The organism is Halomonas sp. TG39a (assembly GCF_000744395.1).
GTDB classification, from domain to species: domain Bacteria; phylum Pseudomonadota; class Gammaproteobacteria; order Pseudomonadales; family Halomonadaceae; genus Vreelandella; species Vreelandella ventosae_B.
In genome coordinates this window covers 2,490,059-2,506,846 of sequence record NZ_JQLV01000001.1, presented here as the reverse complement: position 1 = coordinate 2,506,846, position 16,788 = coordinate 2,490,059, and the positions used below count along the sequence as shown (strand labels likewise).

Genomic DNA, 16,788 nt, shown 5'->3' with positions numbered 1-16,788 from the left:
GATGTCGCTACTTCGCGCAATTGAATAGGTCAAAAGCCCCGCTAGTAAAGCCAGCGGGGCTTTTTTTATGGCTTCTTGCGACCTTTGTTGCGTTTGGCCTGATCGGAGGTTGACAGGCTGAGGGCGCTAATGGAATCTTGTCGGTTCCTGATTTGCGGGCGCGGACTCAACGGGCAACCCCTAATTACCGCGTGAAGGGTAGGCGAAAGCCTCTACCCGCCGAAGGACTTCCGGGCTTGGGCTAACCGCCCAACCTGGCCAACGCCCCGACACGGCGAACTGCCGTGAAAGGGAACGACTGATTTATGTTTGGCATACATCGGCGTTCCCGATAAGAGTGCAGGCCCTAACCGGGCCTCCTGCCAGGGTTTGGCATCAGGTGTCGGCAAGGGCCGACAGCGGCATACCGCCGCACTCGACACCGTGCCCAGTTGGGTACGGATCGCACTCGAGACCTTCAGGGGAGAAATACAGTGGAACTGCTTTCCGGCGCAGATATGATCGCCCGCTTCTTGCAAGATGAGGGCATCGAATACATTTATGGTTACCCCGGCGGTGCAGCGCTGCATATTTACGATGCACTCTTCCGCCAGGACAAAGTGAAGCACATTCTGGTGCGTCACGAACAAGCGGCTACCCACGCCGCCGATGGCTATGCCCGCGCTTCGGGCAAGCCCGGCTGCGTACTGGTCACCTCAGGCCCCGGTGCCACCAACGCCGTTACCGGTATTGCTACCGCCTACATGGACTCGATTCCCATGGTAGTGCTGTGTGGCCAGGTGGCGAGTCATCTGATCGGTGAAGATGCCTTCCAGGAAACCGACATCGTTGGTGTGACGCGCCCGATCGTGAAGCACAGCTTCTCGATCCGTCATCCGTCTGAAATCCCGGAAGTGCTCAAAAAGGCCTTCTACTTGGCATCTACCGGTCGGCCAGGCCCGGTGGTGGTCGATATCCCTAAAGACATGACCGCCCCCACCGAACGCTACGAGTACGTCTACCCGAAAAAGGTCAAGATGCGCTCGTACAACCCGGTCACGCGCGGTCATACCGGGCAGATCAAAAAAGCCGTCGAGATGATGCTTAAGGCCAAACGCCCGGTGTTTTATACCGGCGGCGGTGTAGTAACGGGCAAAGCCAGTGAAGGCCTGACTGACTTGGTCAAACAGCTGGGCTATCCAATTACCACCACCCTGATGGGTATCGGCGCGTATCCTCAAAGTGACCGTCAATGCTTAGGCTGGCTGGGCATGCACGGCTCCTATGAATCCAATATGGCCATGCACCACGCCGACCTGATTATTGCCATTGGCGCGCGGTTTGACGACCGCGTCACCAACAGCACGTCGAAGTTCTGCCCGACAGCTAAAATCATCCATGTGGACGTCGACCCAAGCTCGATCTCTAAAACGGTGCGTGCCGATGTGCCTATCGTGGGCCCGGCCTCCAGCGTTATCAATGAGATGATCAGTTTGGTGCAGGGGCATAAAATTGCCCATCCTGAAGCACTGACTGAGTGGTGGGAGAAGATAGATGGCTGGCGTGCCGACCGTGAAGGCAAGCTTTATGAGCCTTCCAAGGTGGGTGAAGCGCTTAAGCCACAGGAAGTTATTGAAGCGCTTTGTCGGGTAACCCGAGGCGAAGCCTACGTGACTACCGATGTTGGTCAGCACCAGATGTTTGCTGCCCAGTACTACAAGTTTGATAAACCCAACCGACTGATCACCTCAGGTGGTTTGGGCACCATGGGCTTTGGTTTCCCCGCCGCCATGGGTATCAAACAGAACTACCCGGATGATGACGTAGTGTGCGTCACCGGTGAAGGCAGCTTCCAAATGATGATGCAGGAGCTCTCTACCTGTAAGCAGTACGGTGTAGGCGTTAAGATCGTCAACCTTAACAATGCGTCGTTGGGTATGGTGCGTCAGTGGCAGGACTTGAACTATAAGTCACGCCACGCGCACTCCTATATGGAGTCTTTGCCGGACTTTCATATGCTGATTGAGGCGTATGGGTTTACCGCTATTACCGTCAATACCCTTGATGAGTTGGAGCCTGCGCTGGAGCGTGCCTTTGCTGATAAGCACGAGCTGGTCTTTCTTGACGTGAAGGTCGACCCTTTTGAGCACGTCTATCCGATGCAGGTGCCGTTAGGTGCCATGCGCGACATGCTGCTGTCTAAAACGGAGCGTACCTGATGCGTCATATCATCTCGATTCTGTTAGAAAACGAACCGGGTGCGCTGTCACGTGTAGTCGGGTTGTTCTCGCAGCGTAACTTCAACATTGAAACGCTTAACGTAGCGCCCACTGAAGACCCGTCGCTCTCGCGCTTAACAGTCACCACCGTGGGCGACGACCGGGTGATCGAGCAGATCACCAAGCATCTCAATAAGCTGATTGATGTGGTCAAGCTGGTGGATCTCACTGAAGGTAACCATATCGAGCGCGAGCTGATGCTAGTGAAGGTGAAAGCGCTCGGTGCGGCCCGCGATGAGGTGAAGCGCACCGTGGATATCTTCCGTGCTCAGATCGTCGACGTATCGCCGAGCCTGTACACCGTGCAGATTACTGGCGATGCGGGCAAGCTGGATGCCTTCCTGCAGGCCATGGCGCCAGTGGGTATTCTAGAGGTCGCCCGTACCGGGGTCTCGGGTATTGCTCGGGGTGATAAGGTGTTATCGCTCTAAGTGCCCGTAGTGCAACACTTTAAATGAAGTGAAAGCGCCGCTTCCATGGTTTGCATGGAGGCGGCGCTTTTTATGGATGGCTGTATGGTCGTTCGCTTTTACGCTTATGTTTGCCTATACCTAGGTGCAATTGGCTGGCTGGGCAGCACTCACCGTGTAGAATGAAAGCGATCACTGTTCCCGTGACTTCACTTTTAATGGATGAAACCTATGACACAGGACGCTCGCGATCAAGAGCATGCTAGCTCGGATCAGCCAAACTCAAGCCCAGGTCAGGAGGGCTCTTCACAGCCAGACAGTACTCAATCAGGTAGTGTTCAGCCTAATGGTGCTCAGTCAAACAATGCTGATCAGTCAGATAGTTCTGATCAGTCAGAAGTAGTCGGTAATGAGGACTTGGCGGCGGCCTTCTTGCGTGAGACGGAAGTGGTCGAGGAGACCGTAGAGGACGGCAAAAAGATTCGTCGTCGGGGTATCTATTTACTGCCTAACTTATTTACCACTTCGGCACTTTTTGCCGGGTTCTTTGCGGTGGTGGCTGGCATTAATGGTGAGTTTACTTCGGCTGCCGTCGCGATTTTTATTGCTATGGTGCTGGATGGCTTGGATGGCCGTGTCGCACGAATGACCAATACGCAAAGCGAGTTTGGCGCTGAGTATGACAGCCTGGCCGATATGATTTCATTCGGTATGGCGCCTGCTTTAGTCGCCTTTACCTGGATTCTGCAAGACATTGGTAAAACCGGCTGGGTGGTTGCCTTTCTTTATGTTGCTTGCGCGGCACTTCGTCTTGCCCGCTTCAATGTTCAGATCGGTAGTGTCGATAAAAAGTGGTTTATCGGCTTACCAAGCCCTTCTGCAGCGGCGCTAGTGGCAGCCAGTGTGTGGACCTTCCATAGCTTTGATGCTGACGCCTTTGGCTTCAAACTGCTAATGCTGGTAGTCGTGGCGGCGGCAGGCGTGCTTATGGTGAGTAATATCCGCTACTACAGCTTCAAAGATCTCGACTTTAAAAAACCGGTACCTTTTGTTGTGCTGCTGGCCATCGTGCTGGCCTTTGTAATGATCTCGGTTGAACCCTCTGTAATGCTGTTATTGCTGTTTGGTGCCTACGTGGCTTCAGGCCCTGTTTTAGCCGTTATGCGTAAGGCAAAACCCAAGAACTGATTTTTACCCTATCTTCATAAAATTGTTTTTACAAAAGCCCTTGCCAACTCGGCAGCGAAGCCTTAAAGTACGCATCCGCTGCCGGGGACGCCAAGCGTTACCAGCGGTGCATAAGGTGTAAAAGCCTTGGTTTGTCAGGCAGTTAACGCTTTTGCAAAAGCAAGCGGTTTTGGATGTTGATTGATCCGCATCGAAAACAACGCCCTTGACAAACGCCAGGAAATGCGTAGAATACGCCTTCCTCGCTGAGGCAGGCCAGTTCAACGGCAGCCCGGTTACTTTCACAGTAACCAAGCAGCGAAACAGCTCTTTAACAATTTGATCAGGTAATTCATGTGGGCGCTTGCTGATGTTGGTGACAAATCACCAAATATCAAGGCAAGCGACTCAAGCAATAAGGTTTTAAAGGATTCGTCCTTTGGGATCTGTTTTGAATGAATTCGTTTGAACCTTGAGCCAAGTTTGGTTCGCTTCTGTCACTTTCGAGTGGCGGGTAAGAACCGCATAGATCTTAAACTGAAGAGTTTGATCATGGCTCAGATTGAACGCTGGCGGCAGGCCTAACACATGCAAGTCGAGCGGTAACAGATCTAGCTTGCTAGATGCTGACGAGCGGCGGACGGGTGAGTAATGCATAGGAATCTGCCCGATAGTGGGGGATAACCTGGGGAAACCCAGGCTAATACCGCATACGTCCTACGGGAGAAAGGGGGCTTCGGCTCCCGCTATTGGATGAGCCTATGTCGGATTAGCTAGTTGGTAAGGTAATGGCTTACCAAGGCAACGATCCGTAGCTGGTCTGAGAGGATGATCAGCCACATCGGGACTGAGACACGGCCCGAACTCCTACGGGAGGCAGCAGTGGGGAATATTGGACAATGGGGGCAACCCTGATCCAGCCATGCCGCGTGTGTGAAGAAGGCCCTCGGGTTGTAAAGCACTTTCAGCGAGGAAGAACGCCTATCGGTTAATACCCGGTAGGAAAGACATCACTCGCAGAAGAAGCACCGGCTAACTCCGTGCCAGCAGCCGCGGTAATACGGAGGGTGCAAGCGTTAATCGGAATTACTGGGCGTAAAGCGCGCGTAGGTGGCTTGATAAGCCGGTTGTGAAAGCCCCGGGCTCAACCTGGGAACGGCATCCGGAACTGTCAGGCTAGAGTGCAGGAGAGGAAGGTAGAATTCCCGGTGTAGCGGTGAAATGCGTAGAGATCGGGAGGAATACCAGTGGCGAAGGCGGCCTTCTGGACTGACACTGACACTGAGGTGCGAAAGCGTGGGTAGCAAACAGGATTAGATACCCTGGTAGTCCACGCCGTAAACGATGTCGACCAGCCGTTGGGTGCCTAGAGCACTTTGTGGCGAAGTTAACGCGATAAGTCGACCGCCTGGGGAGTACGGCCGCAAGGTTAAAACTCAAATGAATTGACGGGGGCCCGCACAAGCGGTGGAGCATGTGGTTTAATTCGATGCAACGCGAAGAACCTTACCTACCCTTGACATCTACAGAAGCCGGAAGAGATTCTGGTGTGCCTTCGGGAACTGTAAGACAGGTGCTGCATGGCTGTCGTCAGCTCGTGTTGTGAAATGTTGGGTTAAGTCCCGTAACGAGCGCAACCCTTGTCCTTATTTGCCAGCACGTAATGGTGGGAACTCTAAGGAGACTGCCGGTGACAAACCGGAGGAAGGTGGGGACGACGTCAAGTCATCATGGCCCTTACGGGTAGGGCTACACACGTGCTACAATGGCCGGTACAAAGGGCTGCGAGCTCGCGAGAGTCAGCGAATCCCTTAAAGCCGGTCTCAGTCCGGATCGGAGTCTGCAACTCGACTCCGTGAAGTCGGAATCGCTAGTAATCGTGAATCAGAATGTCACGGTGAATACGTTCCCGGGCCTTGTACACACCGCCCGTCACACCATGGGAGTGGACTGCACCAGAAGTGGTTAGCCTAACGCAAGAGGGCGATCACCACGGTGTGGTTCATGACTGGGGTGAAGTCGTAACAAGGTAGCCGTAGGGGAACCTGCGGCTGGATCACCTCCTTAAACGATGCGTCACAGTCGGTAAGCGTCCACAATGAATTACCTGATCAGATAGCTGTTGATGCGCAGTGATAAGCCAGCCGCCTACGGCGTTGCCTTATCACTGCGTATAGCAGTCGCTCTTTAACAATGTATATCATGCTGACAAGAACATACCGCAAGGTATGGTCTTAAATTGTGATACGTCTCAAGCGTATCCGGCAAAATGAAACGTGATCATTGCGACATCCAGACTCCTTCGGGTTATAGGGTCAAGCAATGAAGCGCACACGGTGGATGCCTAGGCAGCCAGAGGCGATGAAAGACGTGGTAGCCTGCGATAAGGCTCGGTGAGGTGGCAACAACCTGTGACCCGGGCATTTCTGAATGGGGAAACCCACTCATCATAAGATGAGTATCGTGCACTGAATACATAGGTGTACGAGGCGAACCAGGGGAACTGAAACATCTAAGTACCCTGAGGAAAAGAAATCAACCGAGATTCCCCTAGTAGCGGCGAGCGAACGGGGACCAGCCCTTAAGCATGTGACTGATTAGGCGAACACGTTGGGAAGCGTGGCCGTAGCGGGTGATAGCCCCGTAGTCGAAAATCTGATCATGTGAAATCGAGTAGGTCGGGGCACGAGAAACCTTGACTGAAGACGGGGGGACCATCCTCCAAGGCTAAATACTCCTGGCTGACCGATAGTGAACCAGTACCGTGAGGGAAAGGCGAAAAGAACCCCGGAGAGGGGAGTGAAATAGATCCTGAAACCGTGTGCGTACAAGCAGTAGGAGCAGACTTGTTCTGTGACTGCGTACCTTTTGTATAATGGGTCAGCGACTTATATTCAGTGGCGAGGTTAACCGTATAGGGGAGCCGTAGGGAAACCGAGTCTTAACTGGGCGACACAGTCGCTGGATATAGACCCGAAACCGAGCGATCTATCCATGAGCAGGGTGAAGATTGAGTAACATCAATTGGAGGCCCGAACCAGGATCTGTTGAAAAAGATTTGGATGACTTGTGGATCGGAGTGAAAGGCTAATCAAGCTCGGAGATAGCTGGTTCTCCTCGAAAGCTATTTAGGTAGCGCCTCACGTAGTACCGCCGGGGGTAGAGCACTGTTTCGGCTAGGGGGTCATCCCGACTTACCAACCCGAGGCAAACTCCGAATACCGGTGAGTAACGCGTGGGAGACACACGGCGGGTGCTAACGTCCGTCGTGAAAAGGGAAACAACCCAGACCGTCAGCTAAGGTCCCGAAATCCTGGTTAAGTGGGAAACGATGTGGGAAGGCTCAGACAGCTAGGAGGTTGGCTTAGAAGCAGCCATCCTTTAAAGAAAGCGTAATAGCTCACTAGTCGAGTCGGCCTGCGCGGAAGATGTAACGGGGCTAAACCAGGTACCGAAGCTACGGGTTCATCCTTTAGGATGAGCGGTAGAGGAGCGTCGTGTACGCCAATGAAGGTGGATTGAGAAGTCTGCTGGAGGTATCACGAGTGCGAATGCTGACATGAGTAACGATAAAGGGAGTGAAAAACTCCCTCGCCGGAAGACCAAGGGTTTCTGTTCGACGCTAATCGGAGCAGAGTGAGTCGGCCCCTAAGGCGAGGCCGAAAGGCGTAGTCGATGGGAAACGGGTCAATATTCCCGTACCGGACATGGTTGCGATGGGGGGACGAAGAAGGCTAGGTGAGCCAGGCGTTGGTTGTCCTGGTGAAAGTGAGTAGGCTGAGGGTTTAGGTAAATCCGGACCCTTTCAAGGCCGAGACACGAGATGAACTGACCACGGTCAGGAAGTCACTGATGCCACGCTTCCAGGAAAAGCCTCTAAGCTTCAGATCATGTGCGACCGTACCCCAAACCGACACAGGTGGTCAGGGTGAGAATCCCAAGGCGCTTGAGAGAACTCGGGTGAAGGAACTAGGCAAAATGGTGCCGTAACTTCGGGAGAAGGCACGCCGGCGTAGGGTGAAGAGACTTGCTCTCCTAGCCCGAACCGGTCGAAGATACCAGGTGGCTGCAACTGTTTATTAAAAACACAGCACTCTGCTAACGCGCAAGCGGACGTATAGGGTGTGACGCCTGCCCGGTGCCGGAAGGTTAAATGATGGTGTTAGCCGCAAGGCGAAGCTCTTGATTGAAGCCCCGGTAAACGGCGGCCGTAACTATAACGGTCCTAAGGTAGCGAAATTCCTTGTCGGGTAAGTTCCGACCTGCACGAATGGCGTAATGATGGCCACGCTGTCTCCACCCGAGACTCAGTGAAATTGAAATCGCCGTGAAGATGCGGTGTACCCGCGGCTAGACGGAAAGACCCCGTGAACCTTTACTATAGCTTCACACTGGACGCTGATGTTGCCTGTGTAGGATAGCTGGGAGGCTTTGAAACTCGGACGCCAGTTCGGGTGGAGCCAACCTTGAAATACCAGCCTGGCATCATTGGCGTTCTCACTCAGGTCCGTTATCCGGATCGAGGACAGTGTGTGGTGGGTAGTTTGACTGGGGCGGTCTCCTCCTAAAGAGTAACGGAGGAGCACGAAGGTACCCTCAGCACGGTCGGACATCGTGCATTGAGTGCAAGAGCATAAGGGTGCTTGACTGCGAGACAGACACGTCGAGCAGGTGCGAAAGCAGGTTCTAGTGATCCGGTGGTTCTGTATGGAAGGGCCATCGCTCAACGGATAAAAGGTACTCCGGGGATAACAGGCTGATACCGCCCAAGAGTTCACATCGACGGCGGTGTTTGGCACCTCGATGTCGGCTCATCACATCCTGGGGCTGAAGTCGGTCCCAAGGGTATGGCTGTTCGCCATTTAAAGTGGTACGCGAGCTGGGTTTAGAACGTCGTGAGACAGTTCGGTCCCTATCTGCCGTGGGCGTTGGATGTTTGAGAAGGGCTGCTCCTAGTACGAGAGGACCGGAGTGGACGACCCTCTGGTGTTCCGGTTGTCACGCCAGTGGCATTGCCGGGTAGCTATGGTCGGACGGGATAACCGCTGAAAGCATCTAAGCGGGAAGCCCCCTTCAAGATGAGACATCCCTGAGGCCTAGAGCCTCCTGAAGGGCCCAGCGAGACCAGCTGGTTGATAGGCACGGTGTGGAAGCGCTGCAAGGCGTTGAGCTAACGTGTACTAATGGCCCGTGAGGCTTGACCCTATAACACCCAAGGGGTCTGGTCGTAATGATGACGCAACATTAAAACACCGGATACGCAGCGTGTGGCCTGACTCAAACGAGCAGGCGGCACAATGAGACGATCACAAACAGCATGATGTACATTAACAGTTACGCCTGACGACCATAGCACGCGTGAACCACCTGATCCCTTGCCGAACTCAGAAGTGAAACCGCTTAGCGCCGATGGTAGTGTGGGGTCTCCCCATGCGAGAGTAGGTCATCGTCAGGCACTTATTACGAAAAATCCCCCAGGGCTGATGCCTTGGGGGATTTTTTTTGTGTTGGGTGAAGGGTAAGTCGTGAATCGTGAGTAGAAAACGTTGGTGAATGGGGGTCTCCCCAATATCCTGTTCCGCCTCACACCTCACACCTCACACCTCACACCTCACACCTCACACCTCACACCTCACACCTCACACCTCACGCCTCACGCCTTAGCTAGATAAATGCTATGATGCGCCCCAATTAATTAGGCAGCCCTCACCGTTTGTGATGGGCGGAATCGAGGTGAAGAGGTGAGTGAAACGGTACCTACGTCATGGTTAGTTTACTGCCGTCCTGGGTTTGAGAGTGATGCGCTGGCAGAGCTACAGCATCACGCAGCATTACAGGGCATTCCCTGTGAATCATCTCATGGGGAAGGGTGGGTAAGCTTAACGCGTGTCGATGGCGAAGCGGTGAATGATTTACACCGTCAGGCAGCGTTTAAAAAGCTGATTTTCGCGCGCCAGAGCTTAGCGGCCTTGCCTGCGCTCACTCTTTCACGTGACGACCGTCTTACCGCGATCTTGGAACAGGTCAAAGCCAGCCGCTGGAGCTTTGAAGAGATTTGGCATGAAACGCCGGATACCAACGATGGCAAAGCGCTGGCCGGGCTGATTAAGGCGCTTACCAAGCCACTGGAAAGTATGTTGAAAAAGCGTGGTGCGTTAAGGCGCAGCGCGGGCGCACGACGCTTACATATTTTCTGGACTGATGGTGATCAAGTGCAGCTGGCGATGAGCTTCCCAGGCAATCGCAGCGATTTAATCAATGGTATTCGTCGATTGCGCTTTCCCTCTCGTGCCCCCAGCCGCTCAACGCTTAAATTGGAAGAGGCGTGGCACGAGTTTATCCCTAGGGAAGAGTGGGAGACGCGCCTTGCACCGCATATGCAGGCAGCTGACTTGGGGGCTGCCCCGGGCGGCTGGACATGGCAACTGGTTCAGCGGGGCATGTATGTGTACGCCATCGATAATGGCCCCATGGACACGCAGTTGATGAAGACTGGGCAGATAGATCATCTTAAAGAGGATGGCTTTACCTGGGAGCCACCACAGCGTTTGGACTGGCTGGTGTGCGATATTGTTGATAAACCAGTGAGAGTGCTAGCCATGGTGGAGCGCTGGCTAATTCGTAAATGGTGCAAAGAGGCGATCTTTAACCTTAAACTGCCCATGAAAAAGCGTTGGGATGAGGTCACACGCTGCCTAACGGCACTGGAAGAGTCGCTGGAAAAAGCAGGGGTGCATGCCAGTATCTCGTGCCGTCACCTCTATCATGACCGTGAAGAGGTGACGGTGCATGTGCGGTTAAGAGATTGATAGATTAAGCAAAAGCTATTTAATAGCCAGGCTCGTAAATCCGGATAGTTTCATCTTCAGTTAATAGCGGTAAAATACGCTGCATGGCCATTGCCCGCGCTTCGCTTGAGTGCCACTCCTTCCAAGCGCGGATGTCACGCCATTTGGTAATCATCAGTCGACGATCGGTATGACCAAGTTCTACCAGTGTTTCACCACCGATGAAGCCCCTTACGCCTAGAGAAACGCGCATTGCCTCCCGCGCTGCTTGTTCAAATTCTTCTTCAAGACCGGGCATAATTCGCCGTTCGATGATAACTTTAATCATACTTTCTGTTTCCTACATCGAGGATATTGATGGCTGATAATACGGGTACGTTACCCAGCTTTGACGCGGTATTAGACACCACGGGGCTCTACTGCCCAGAGCCGATTATGCTGATGCATAACAAAGTGCGCGATATGACATCAGGCCAAGTGCTCAAAGTGATTGCCACCGACCCGGCTACCACGCGAGATGTGCCCAAGTTTTGTCAGTTTTTAGGGCATGAACTGCTTGAGCAGAACACCTCCTCTGTGAATAACTACCTCTACTTTATTCGTTTGGCATAGCCCTTTGAGTTAGTCCTTTGGGATAGCCTTTCTAAACAGCTCTTAGAAATAGCTCTTCAAAATAGCGCGAAAACCCAAGCGAGGCCCACATCAACTAATTGATATTGGCCTCGCCGATGGTCGCAGAGCTAAGTCATAGCACTAATTTTGCCCAGTTAATCACTAGCCACTACCATCATGGCTAGCGCATCAAGCGTTGCTGGATCTTCTTCCAGTATACGATTGGCGATATGGCGCTGGAAAAAGTAAACCGTTTGATGGCGGGCGTGGGCACTGTACAGGCACTTATCCCCTAACAAAATCGGCGTCATCGCCGCTTTATTCTCATCTGCAAGTAGCGCGTCTAGGCTGCCGTCGCTGTAGAGGCGCCAGCCGTAAACGGGCTTCATATGCCAGGGTGAGTTGGGGTGATTCATGCACAGTGCGTGGGTGCCCAAGGTATCAGGGATTTGCTGGATGAGGGTCACTTCGCCAGAAGACTCATAATCAAAGTATTCAGCTGCAGCGACTAGCTCGTGGTATTTGTGATCTGGTGGTGTATCAAAAATTTCCTCTGTTTCAGGATCACGATAACCCACAAAATAGCCGTTCTCCTGGCTATTCAGATCATGGCAGGCTGCCAGGGTTTCCATCCACGGCACCAAGCCGATGACGCTACCATCCTCCCTTAACCCCCAGGCCAAAATAGGCAAGCCATAGTAGGTATCGGGACTCGCAGCGAGTTGGTACACCATCTCTAGGCCATCTAGCTCAGGGGCTAAACGGACTAGGCACTTTTGCGCCTGCTGACGCTGGCGCACAGTTTCCAGGTCGATGACCTGGGCAGAGCGGGGTGACAGGGATGCGCCCATTGTGTCCCTCCTTGTGCTGCGTGGTCATCACATTGGTGAAGCAGATGCTTAGTTTGCGTCTTTATTCACCTAGCTTCATTACTCACCAATAGCACATGTTGCTCATAAGGTTAAGGGTTCTGCGATTTTTAATTGTTTGAGCAAGGTGCAAAGCGCGCTCGTAGCGTTTGATGTTCGGTGAGTGCTCGCTGAAACTGGCCCCAGGGCGCTTGGGCATTATTCAGCGAGAGCCAGCGTGTTTGATAGCGTTGGATCGCCAGTGGTTTGTCTACCTGTTGCGCGTCAATTAAACGATTGATCGCTGTTAACCACTGCTTGGCTGTACTTGCTAAGGGCTCAACCGACGGTGTCTCCCAGCCCCTTAAACAGTGTGTGGCATCGCTGTGCTGAGTTAGCAATGCATTTGCTTCTGTTAAGCGTTGAGAGGCGAGTAGCAGGGTGCGCAGCACTTCGGCGGTTAGGGGCCGCTCTTGGAGGGTTTTTAAATGGTTCTCAAGCGTTGCAGAGTCTTGCTGCCAGTCAAGATCAAACTGGTGGTCAGTCATTTTTTGCAAGTATTCGATGGCGTCAAGCTGGCTGGTAAGAGCGACTTCATCAACATTGCTTAAAGGCTGGCTTGCCCGTGCAAAGCTTTTAACCCACTCGCTGGAGTCAAAAATAGCGTTCCAACTTACCGCGGGCAGCTGGGCTGTTTTAGTCGCTGTTAATTGTTCTAGGCGGGTTCGGTCTTCATCGCTTAACTGATCGGGGACTTGGCTATTTAAGCAGGCGCTTAGTCGCTGCCATAGCGTGCGCTCATATAACCACTGTTGGCTGGGCGGCGCGACACGCCCCAGTTGGTTGTTACGTGCGGCGACTAGCGAAGTGATTTGACATTCGCGCAGTGCGTAAACATTCAGCAGGCTATCTCGCGTTTCGGGAATGTCAATAAGCCGCTCTGAGCGCTCAGGGAAGTCACCAATATTAACTGGGTCAGCTCGTTCAATGCCTGGCTGTGCGAGGTCATCGGCGAGTTGTTGGTGGTAGGCCTGCCACTGCTGCTCAGCGGGGTTGTCGCCACAGCCAACCAGCAGGGCGCTTAGCGCTATTGCTAGAGAAAAAATTCTCCATCGAGCCATGCCTACCCCCGAATACTAATGCGCTGTAAACGCCAGCCAAGTAGCAGTGCCGCAGTGCTTAAGCCAGCAATCAAGCCAATCCAGTAGCCATGAACGCCGAGTGGGGCTAGGTCACCCACTCCAAGAGAGCCCAGCCAGTGTCCACCACCCAAGCCTACAATCCAGTAAGAGAGCACCGTAATTACCATGACAATGCGGGTATCTTTATAGCCACGCAATGCGCCCGCTAAATTGACCTGCAGCGAGTCAGAAAGTTGAAAAATAACCGCTAGGGCAATGATCGACAGCGCTAGCGCTTGAATCTCGGCATTCGAAGTGTAAAGCGAAATGACCGGCACAGCGGTTACCCATAGCAGGATGCTGTTAAATACGGCGACACAAACACTGACCACAATACCGTTCCAGGAAACTTGGCGGGCTAGCGTCAGACGCTGCTGTCCAAGTGTATTACCCACCCTGACGGTCAGCGCCATGCTCAACGACATAGGCAGCATAAACAAAATGGTGGTGAAGCTAAGCGCTATTTGGTGAGCGCCCACGGTGACTTCGCCAAAACTGGCAATAAACAGCGCAATAAAGGTAAACAGGGTAACTTCGACAAAAATAGCCACGCCAATGGGAACACCCACCACTATGAGCTCGCGAATGCCGACCCATTGGGGAGGCGTTAGCTGCTGCCATATAGCGACGCTTTTATAGGTACGTCCTCGGCGCGTGTAGTAGGCCATCGCGAGTGCCATCGTCCACATTGAGAGGGCCGTCGCAATACCACAGCCAAATGCCCCCAAGGCAGGCAGTTGTTGCAGGCTACTAGGGATCCAGGTGCCGAAGAGATTCACTAACCCCTCGCCGCCGTAGATCAATAGGTAGTTAGCAGGAATATTGACCGCTAAGCCGACCAAGCTAATCCAAAGGGCTGGCCGGGTATGGTTCATACCATCGGAAAAAGCCCTAAGCGCTTGAAAGAGGGCAATGCCCGGCATACCAAAGGCGACGGCAGAAAGGTAGGCAGCAGACTGATCCGCGACCGCAGGAGGCACGTCCATTGCCTTGAATATGGGCATAACGGCAGACCAGAGCAGCACTGCTGCTACGGCACCTAACAGTAGCGCAATCCAAAGCGCCTGATGAACTGCCGGGCGAATAGCAGCGTGGCGCTGGCCGCCCAGTAAATGCGCAACGATGGGCGTAAGGCCCATCAGCGTGCCGGTTATAAACAGCATCAACGGCATCCATAGGCTAGAGCCTACCGATACGGCGGCGAGTGACGTTGCATCATGTCGGCCTGTCATCATTACATCGACGACACTCATTCCGGCCTGAGCCAGCTGAGCGCCGCAAATAGGCAGCGCTAAGAACATCAAAGAGCGTGTTTCTGGCCAGTAGATCGATTTCAGTTGTTGAGTAAAGCCGCCCACTTGTTGGCTCCTGATGGGGAAAATTATTCACGAAAAGTCGTTATATTAGCAGGTGCGTCACGCTTATGGTGGCTAGACGTTAGCTTGCGTCAACAGGGCAGGTATAATGCGCCAAAATCGATGACAAATGAGGTCAATGTGAGTGACACGCAGGATCGATGGACGCTTGCCGATATTACCGCGCTTTTTGATGGGGTTTTTGCTGAGCGTTATCAAACTCGATTGATTCGCGGCGGCGATGAGCCACTCTATCGTCCCGCCAACGGCGAAACTCCCTATCACCAGGTAATTTTCGCTCGTGGCTACTATGCCAGTGCGCTGCACGAAATCAGCCATTGGTGCATTGCAGGGGCAGAGCGGCGTCAGCTCGAAGATTACGGCTACTGGTATTGCCCTGATGGGCGGGATGCTGAACAGCAAAAAGCGTTTGAGCAGGCTGAGATTGCGCCACAGGCGTTAGAGTCTATCTTCACCCGTGCCTGCGGTCGCGATTTTCATGTCAGCGTAGATAATTTAGGCGGCGATATAGAGGTAGATGTTGAGGCCTTTGCGGCGCGAGTAGAGGCCCGCGCCCAGCGCTACTGGGAAGATGGCTTGCCAGCCCGGGCCAACGCCTTCCTGATGGCGCTTGAGCGCTTCTACTGTCACCAGGAGACGCTTGCAGAGGCGGTGGCCCAGGCGCATGCCACGATGGATAAAATGGATAACACGGACTCTGCGGTCACTGCATAGTCGTTTGCTTAGCGCTGTGCCTAGTCCTCTTCTGTTAAGCGTTGATGCATCGATAGCATCACTTCCAACTCATGTTCAGGGCGCATCGGCTCTAATCCTAGCTCGCTGAACGTTTCACGCCGCTGGCGGTGCCATTCGCCTGGGGTGAGGGAAGGGTAAAGCACCGAGGCTGGGGCTAACTCCACGAAAGGGTCTAACCCATAGGTGTCAAACAGCCGCGCCAGCGCCGCTTCGTCGTCGCCGTTGTCGCTGGTATACAGGGTAGCGGAGAAGTGATCGTTCTCCAGCTCGCGGATGACCTCTAGCGGGCTAACCCCCAGGCTCTCCAGCTCTTCCATGCTGTAGGCGCCCATGGCATTGGTATCTTCTTTGATCCAGCTATCGTCTGGCTGAATCAATGTTTGCTTTACTCGGCCATCGGGCAGTGACCAGGCAATGGCTAGCGGGAGGCCATCGTCTTCGCCCGTTTCAATGGCTATAAATCCTGGATAATCGGCCACGCTAATACTCCTGTTAAGATTCCGTGGGTAGACGGAAAAAACGCTGGGCGGTCTGTGTGGTTGCCGCCCCTAACTCAGCTTCGCTAATACCGTGCCACTGGGCAATCTCGCGGACAATCCACGGCAGCAACGCCGGTTCGTGTCGACGACCCTTTAGCTTCGCCGGGAGGTTGCGGGGCAGCAAGTACGGGCAGTCGGTTTCTACCATCAAACGCGTTAATGGAATATCACCTACTAATGAGCGTAGATGATGTCCGCGTCGCTCGTCGCAAATCCAACCGGTTAGGCCTATATGCAAGTCTAGGTCGAGATAGCCAAACAGCGTATCGCGATCGGCGGTAAAACAGTGCACCACTGCGTGACTGATATCATCTCGCCACGCATGCAGTATTTCACGCATCCGCTGGCCCGCATCTCGCTCGTGTAAAAACAGCGGCAAACCGCTTTCCACCGCAAGCGCCAACTGTGCTTCAAAGGCACGCTCCTGTTGCTGGGGCGTTGAGAAATTGCGATTGAAATCCAGCCCGCACTCACCCACCGCGACGACTTCTGGCATGGCATGCAGAGCCCCCATGGCGCGCTCAAGGGGTTTGTCCCACTGGCTAGCGTCATGGGGGTGAACGCCTGCTGTGGCGTAGAGGCCAGGATACTGCTTGGCCAGCGCAACCGCTTGCTCGGCGTGGGCAAGGTCGGTGCCGGTGACGATCATGGTCGTTACCTGCGCCGCCTGGGCGCGCTGGATAACCGCCTCAAGATCGCGACCAAAGCTTTCATGAGTCAGGTTTGCGCCAATATCCACCAAGGGTGTGTCAGGACGAAACTGGAGTGCTTCGGGTAAAAAGTCATCGGCATAAGCGGTGGCCAAAGGTGTCTCCCGTTCAATAGGCAAAAGTACCATTGTAACGGTATGCGCAAGCATCGACTAATGGTGTGT

12 protein-coding genes and 3 rRNA genes are annotated in these 16,788 nt (G+C 53.7%); 9 read left to right on the top strand and 6 right to left on the bottom strand.

What is annotated here, in order from left to right; all coding sequences use genetic code 11:
• The first annotated feature begins 473 nt into the window (after positions 1–473).
• The 7 genes from U738_RS11230 (at position 474) to rlmM (ending at position 10,644) form a co-directional block, all read left to right on the top strand.
• The gene (locus U738_RS11230) at positions 474–2,198 is read left to right on the top strand and encodes an acetolactate synthase 3 large subunit (protein ID WP_035580372.1); all 1,725 of its coding nucleotides are present in this window, start codon (positions 474–476) and stop codon (positions 2,196–2,198) included.
• Complete coding sequence (ilvN, locus tag U738_RS11225) at positions 2,198–2,689, top strand: acetolactate synthase small subunit (protein WP_035580370.1); 492 nt, start codon at positions 2,198–2,200, stop codon at positions 2,687–2,689. Before U738_RS11230 ends, ilvN begins: the two co-directional genes overlap by 1 nt.
• A 201-nt stretch (positions 2,690–2,890) precedes the next feature.
• Complete coding sequence (gene pssA, locus U738_RS11220) at positions 2,891–3,856, top strand: CDP-diacylglycerol--serine O-phosphatidyltransferase (RefSeq protein ID WP_440870485.1); 966 nt, start codon at positions 2,891–2,893, stop codon at positions 3,854–3,856.
• 513 nt (positions 3,857–4,369) lie between these two features.
• Positions 4,370–5,902, top strand: a 16S ribosomal RNA gene (locus U738_RS11215).
• A 246-nt stretch (positions 5,903–6,148) separates the two neighbouring features.
• A 23S ribosomal RNA gene (locus U738_RS11210) occupies positions 6,149–9,040 on the top strand.
• A 134-nt stretch (positions 9,041–9,174) separates the two neighbouring features.
• Positions 9,175–9,290 (top strand): 5S ribosomal RNA (rrf, locus tag U738_RS11205).
• The 16S, 23S and 5S rRNA genes sit together here, the layout of an rRNA operon.
• A gap of 286 nt (positions 9,291–9,576) precedes the next feature.
• Complete coding sequence (gene rlmM / locus U738_RS11200) at positions 9,577–10,644, top strand: 23S rRNA (cytidine(2498)-2'-O)-methyltransferase RlmM (RefSeq protein WP_035580364.1); 1,068 nt, start codon at positions 9,577–9,579, stop codon at positions 10,642–10,644.
• A gap of 19 nt (positions 10,645–10,663) precedes the next feature.
• On the opposite strand, the gene U738_RS11195 is transcribed toward rlmM, so the two are convergent.
• Positions 10,664–10,951 carry an antibiotic biosynthesis monooxygenase family protein gene (locus tag U738_RS11195; RefSeq protein WP_007113141.1) on the bottom strand — a complete coding sequence of 96 codons (288 nt, stop codon included), beginning with the start codon at positions 10,949–10,951 and terminating at the stop codon, positions 10,664–10,666.
• 29 nt (positions 10,952–10,980) lie between these two features.
• Here U738_RS11195 and tusA point away from each other — a divergent pair, with 29 nt between their 5' ends.
• Entirely contained in the window at positions 10,981–11,235 is a 255-nt protein-coding gene (gene tusA / locus U738_RS11190) for a sulfurtransferase TusA (protein WP_035580361.1), read from the top strand.
• A 155-nt stretch (positions 11,236–11,390) separates the two neighbouring features.
• Here the strand turns inward: tusA and U738_RS11185 are convergent, their stop codons facing one another.
• From U738_RS11185 to U738_RS11175, 3 genes are all read right to left on the bottom strand, one after another.
• Positions 11,391–12,086, bottom strand: coding sequence for a hypothetical protein (locus U738_RS11185; protein WP_035580358.1), 696 nt, complete (start codon positions 12,084–12,086; stop codon positions 11,391–11,393).
• A gap of 128 nt (positions 12,087–12,214) precedes the next feature.
• On the bottom strand, positions 12,215–13,204 hold the full coding sequence (locus U738_RS11180; RefSeq protein ID WP_035580355.1) for a DUF3080 family protein: 990 nt from the start codon (positions 13,202–13,204) through the stop codon (positions 12,215–12,217).
• 2 nt (positions 13,205–13,206) lie between these two features.
• On the bottom strand, positions 13,207–14,622 hold the full coding sequence (locus U738_RS11175) for an MATE family efflux transporter (protein ID WP_035580352.1): 1,416 nt from the start codon (positions 14,620–14,622) through the stop codon (positions 13,207–13,209).
• A gap of 138 nt (positions 14,623–14,760) precedes the next feature.
• Between U738_RS11175 and U738_RS11170 the strand changes: the two genes are divergently transcribed.
• On the top strand, positions 14,761–15,354 hold the full coding sequence (locus tag U738_RS11170; protein ID WP_442905673.1) for an elongation factor P hydroxylase: 594 nt from the start codon (positions 14,761–14,763) through the stop codon (positions 15,352–15,354).
• A gap of 20 nt (positions 15,355–15,374) precedes the next feature.
• Here U738_RS11170 and U738_RS11165 read toward each other — a convergent pair whose 3' ends face one another.
• Positions 15,375–15,854: a hypothetical protein gene (locus U738_RS11165; protein ID WP_022522953.1), complete on the bottom strand. Its 480-nt coding sequence runs from the start codon at positions 15,852–15,854 to the stop codon at positions 15,375–15,377.
• 13 nt (positions 15,855–15,867) lie between these two features.
• On the bottom strand, positions 15,868–16,719 hold the full coding sequence (locus U738_RS11160; protein WP_035580345.1) for a TatD family hydrolase: 852 nt from the start codon (positions 16,717–16,719) through the stop codon (positions 15,868–15,870).
• Positions 16,720–16,788: the final 69 nt, after the last annotated feature.

Coding starts and splice junctions, on each gene's coding strand:
- ilvN (WP_035580370.1), top strand. CDS start 2,198: ATGCGTCATATCATCTCGATTCTGTTAGAAAACGAACCGGGTGCGCTG.
- pssA (WP_440870485.1), top strand. CDS start 2,891: ATGAAACCTATGACACAGGACGCTCGCGATCAAGAGCATGCTAGCTCG.
- U738_RS11195 (WP_007113141.1), bottom strand. CDS start 10,951: ATGATTAAAGTTATCATCGAACGGCGAATTATGCCCGGTCTTGAAGAA.
- tusA (WP_035580361.1), top strand. CDS start 10,981: ATGGCTGATAATACGGGTACGTTACCCAGCTTTGACGCGGTATTAGAC.
- U738_RS11185 (WP_035580358.1), bottom strand. CDS start 12,086: ATGGGCGCATCCCTGTCACCCCGCTCTGCCCAGGTCATCGACCTGGAA.
- U738_RS11180 (WP_035580355.1), bottom strand. CDS start 13,204: ATGGCTCGATGGAGAATTTTTTCTCTAGCAATAGCGCTAAGCGCCCTG.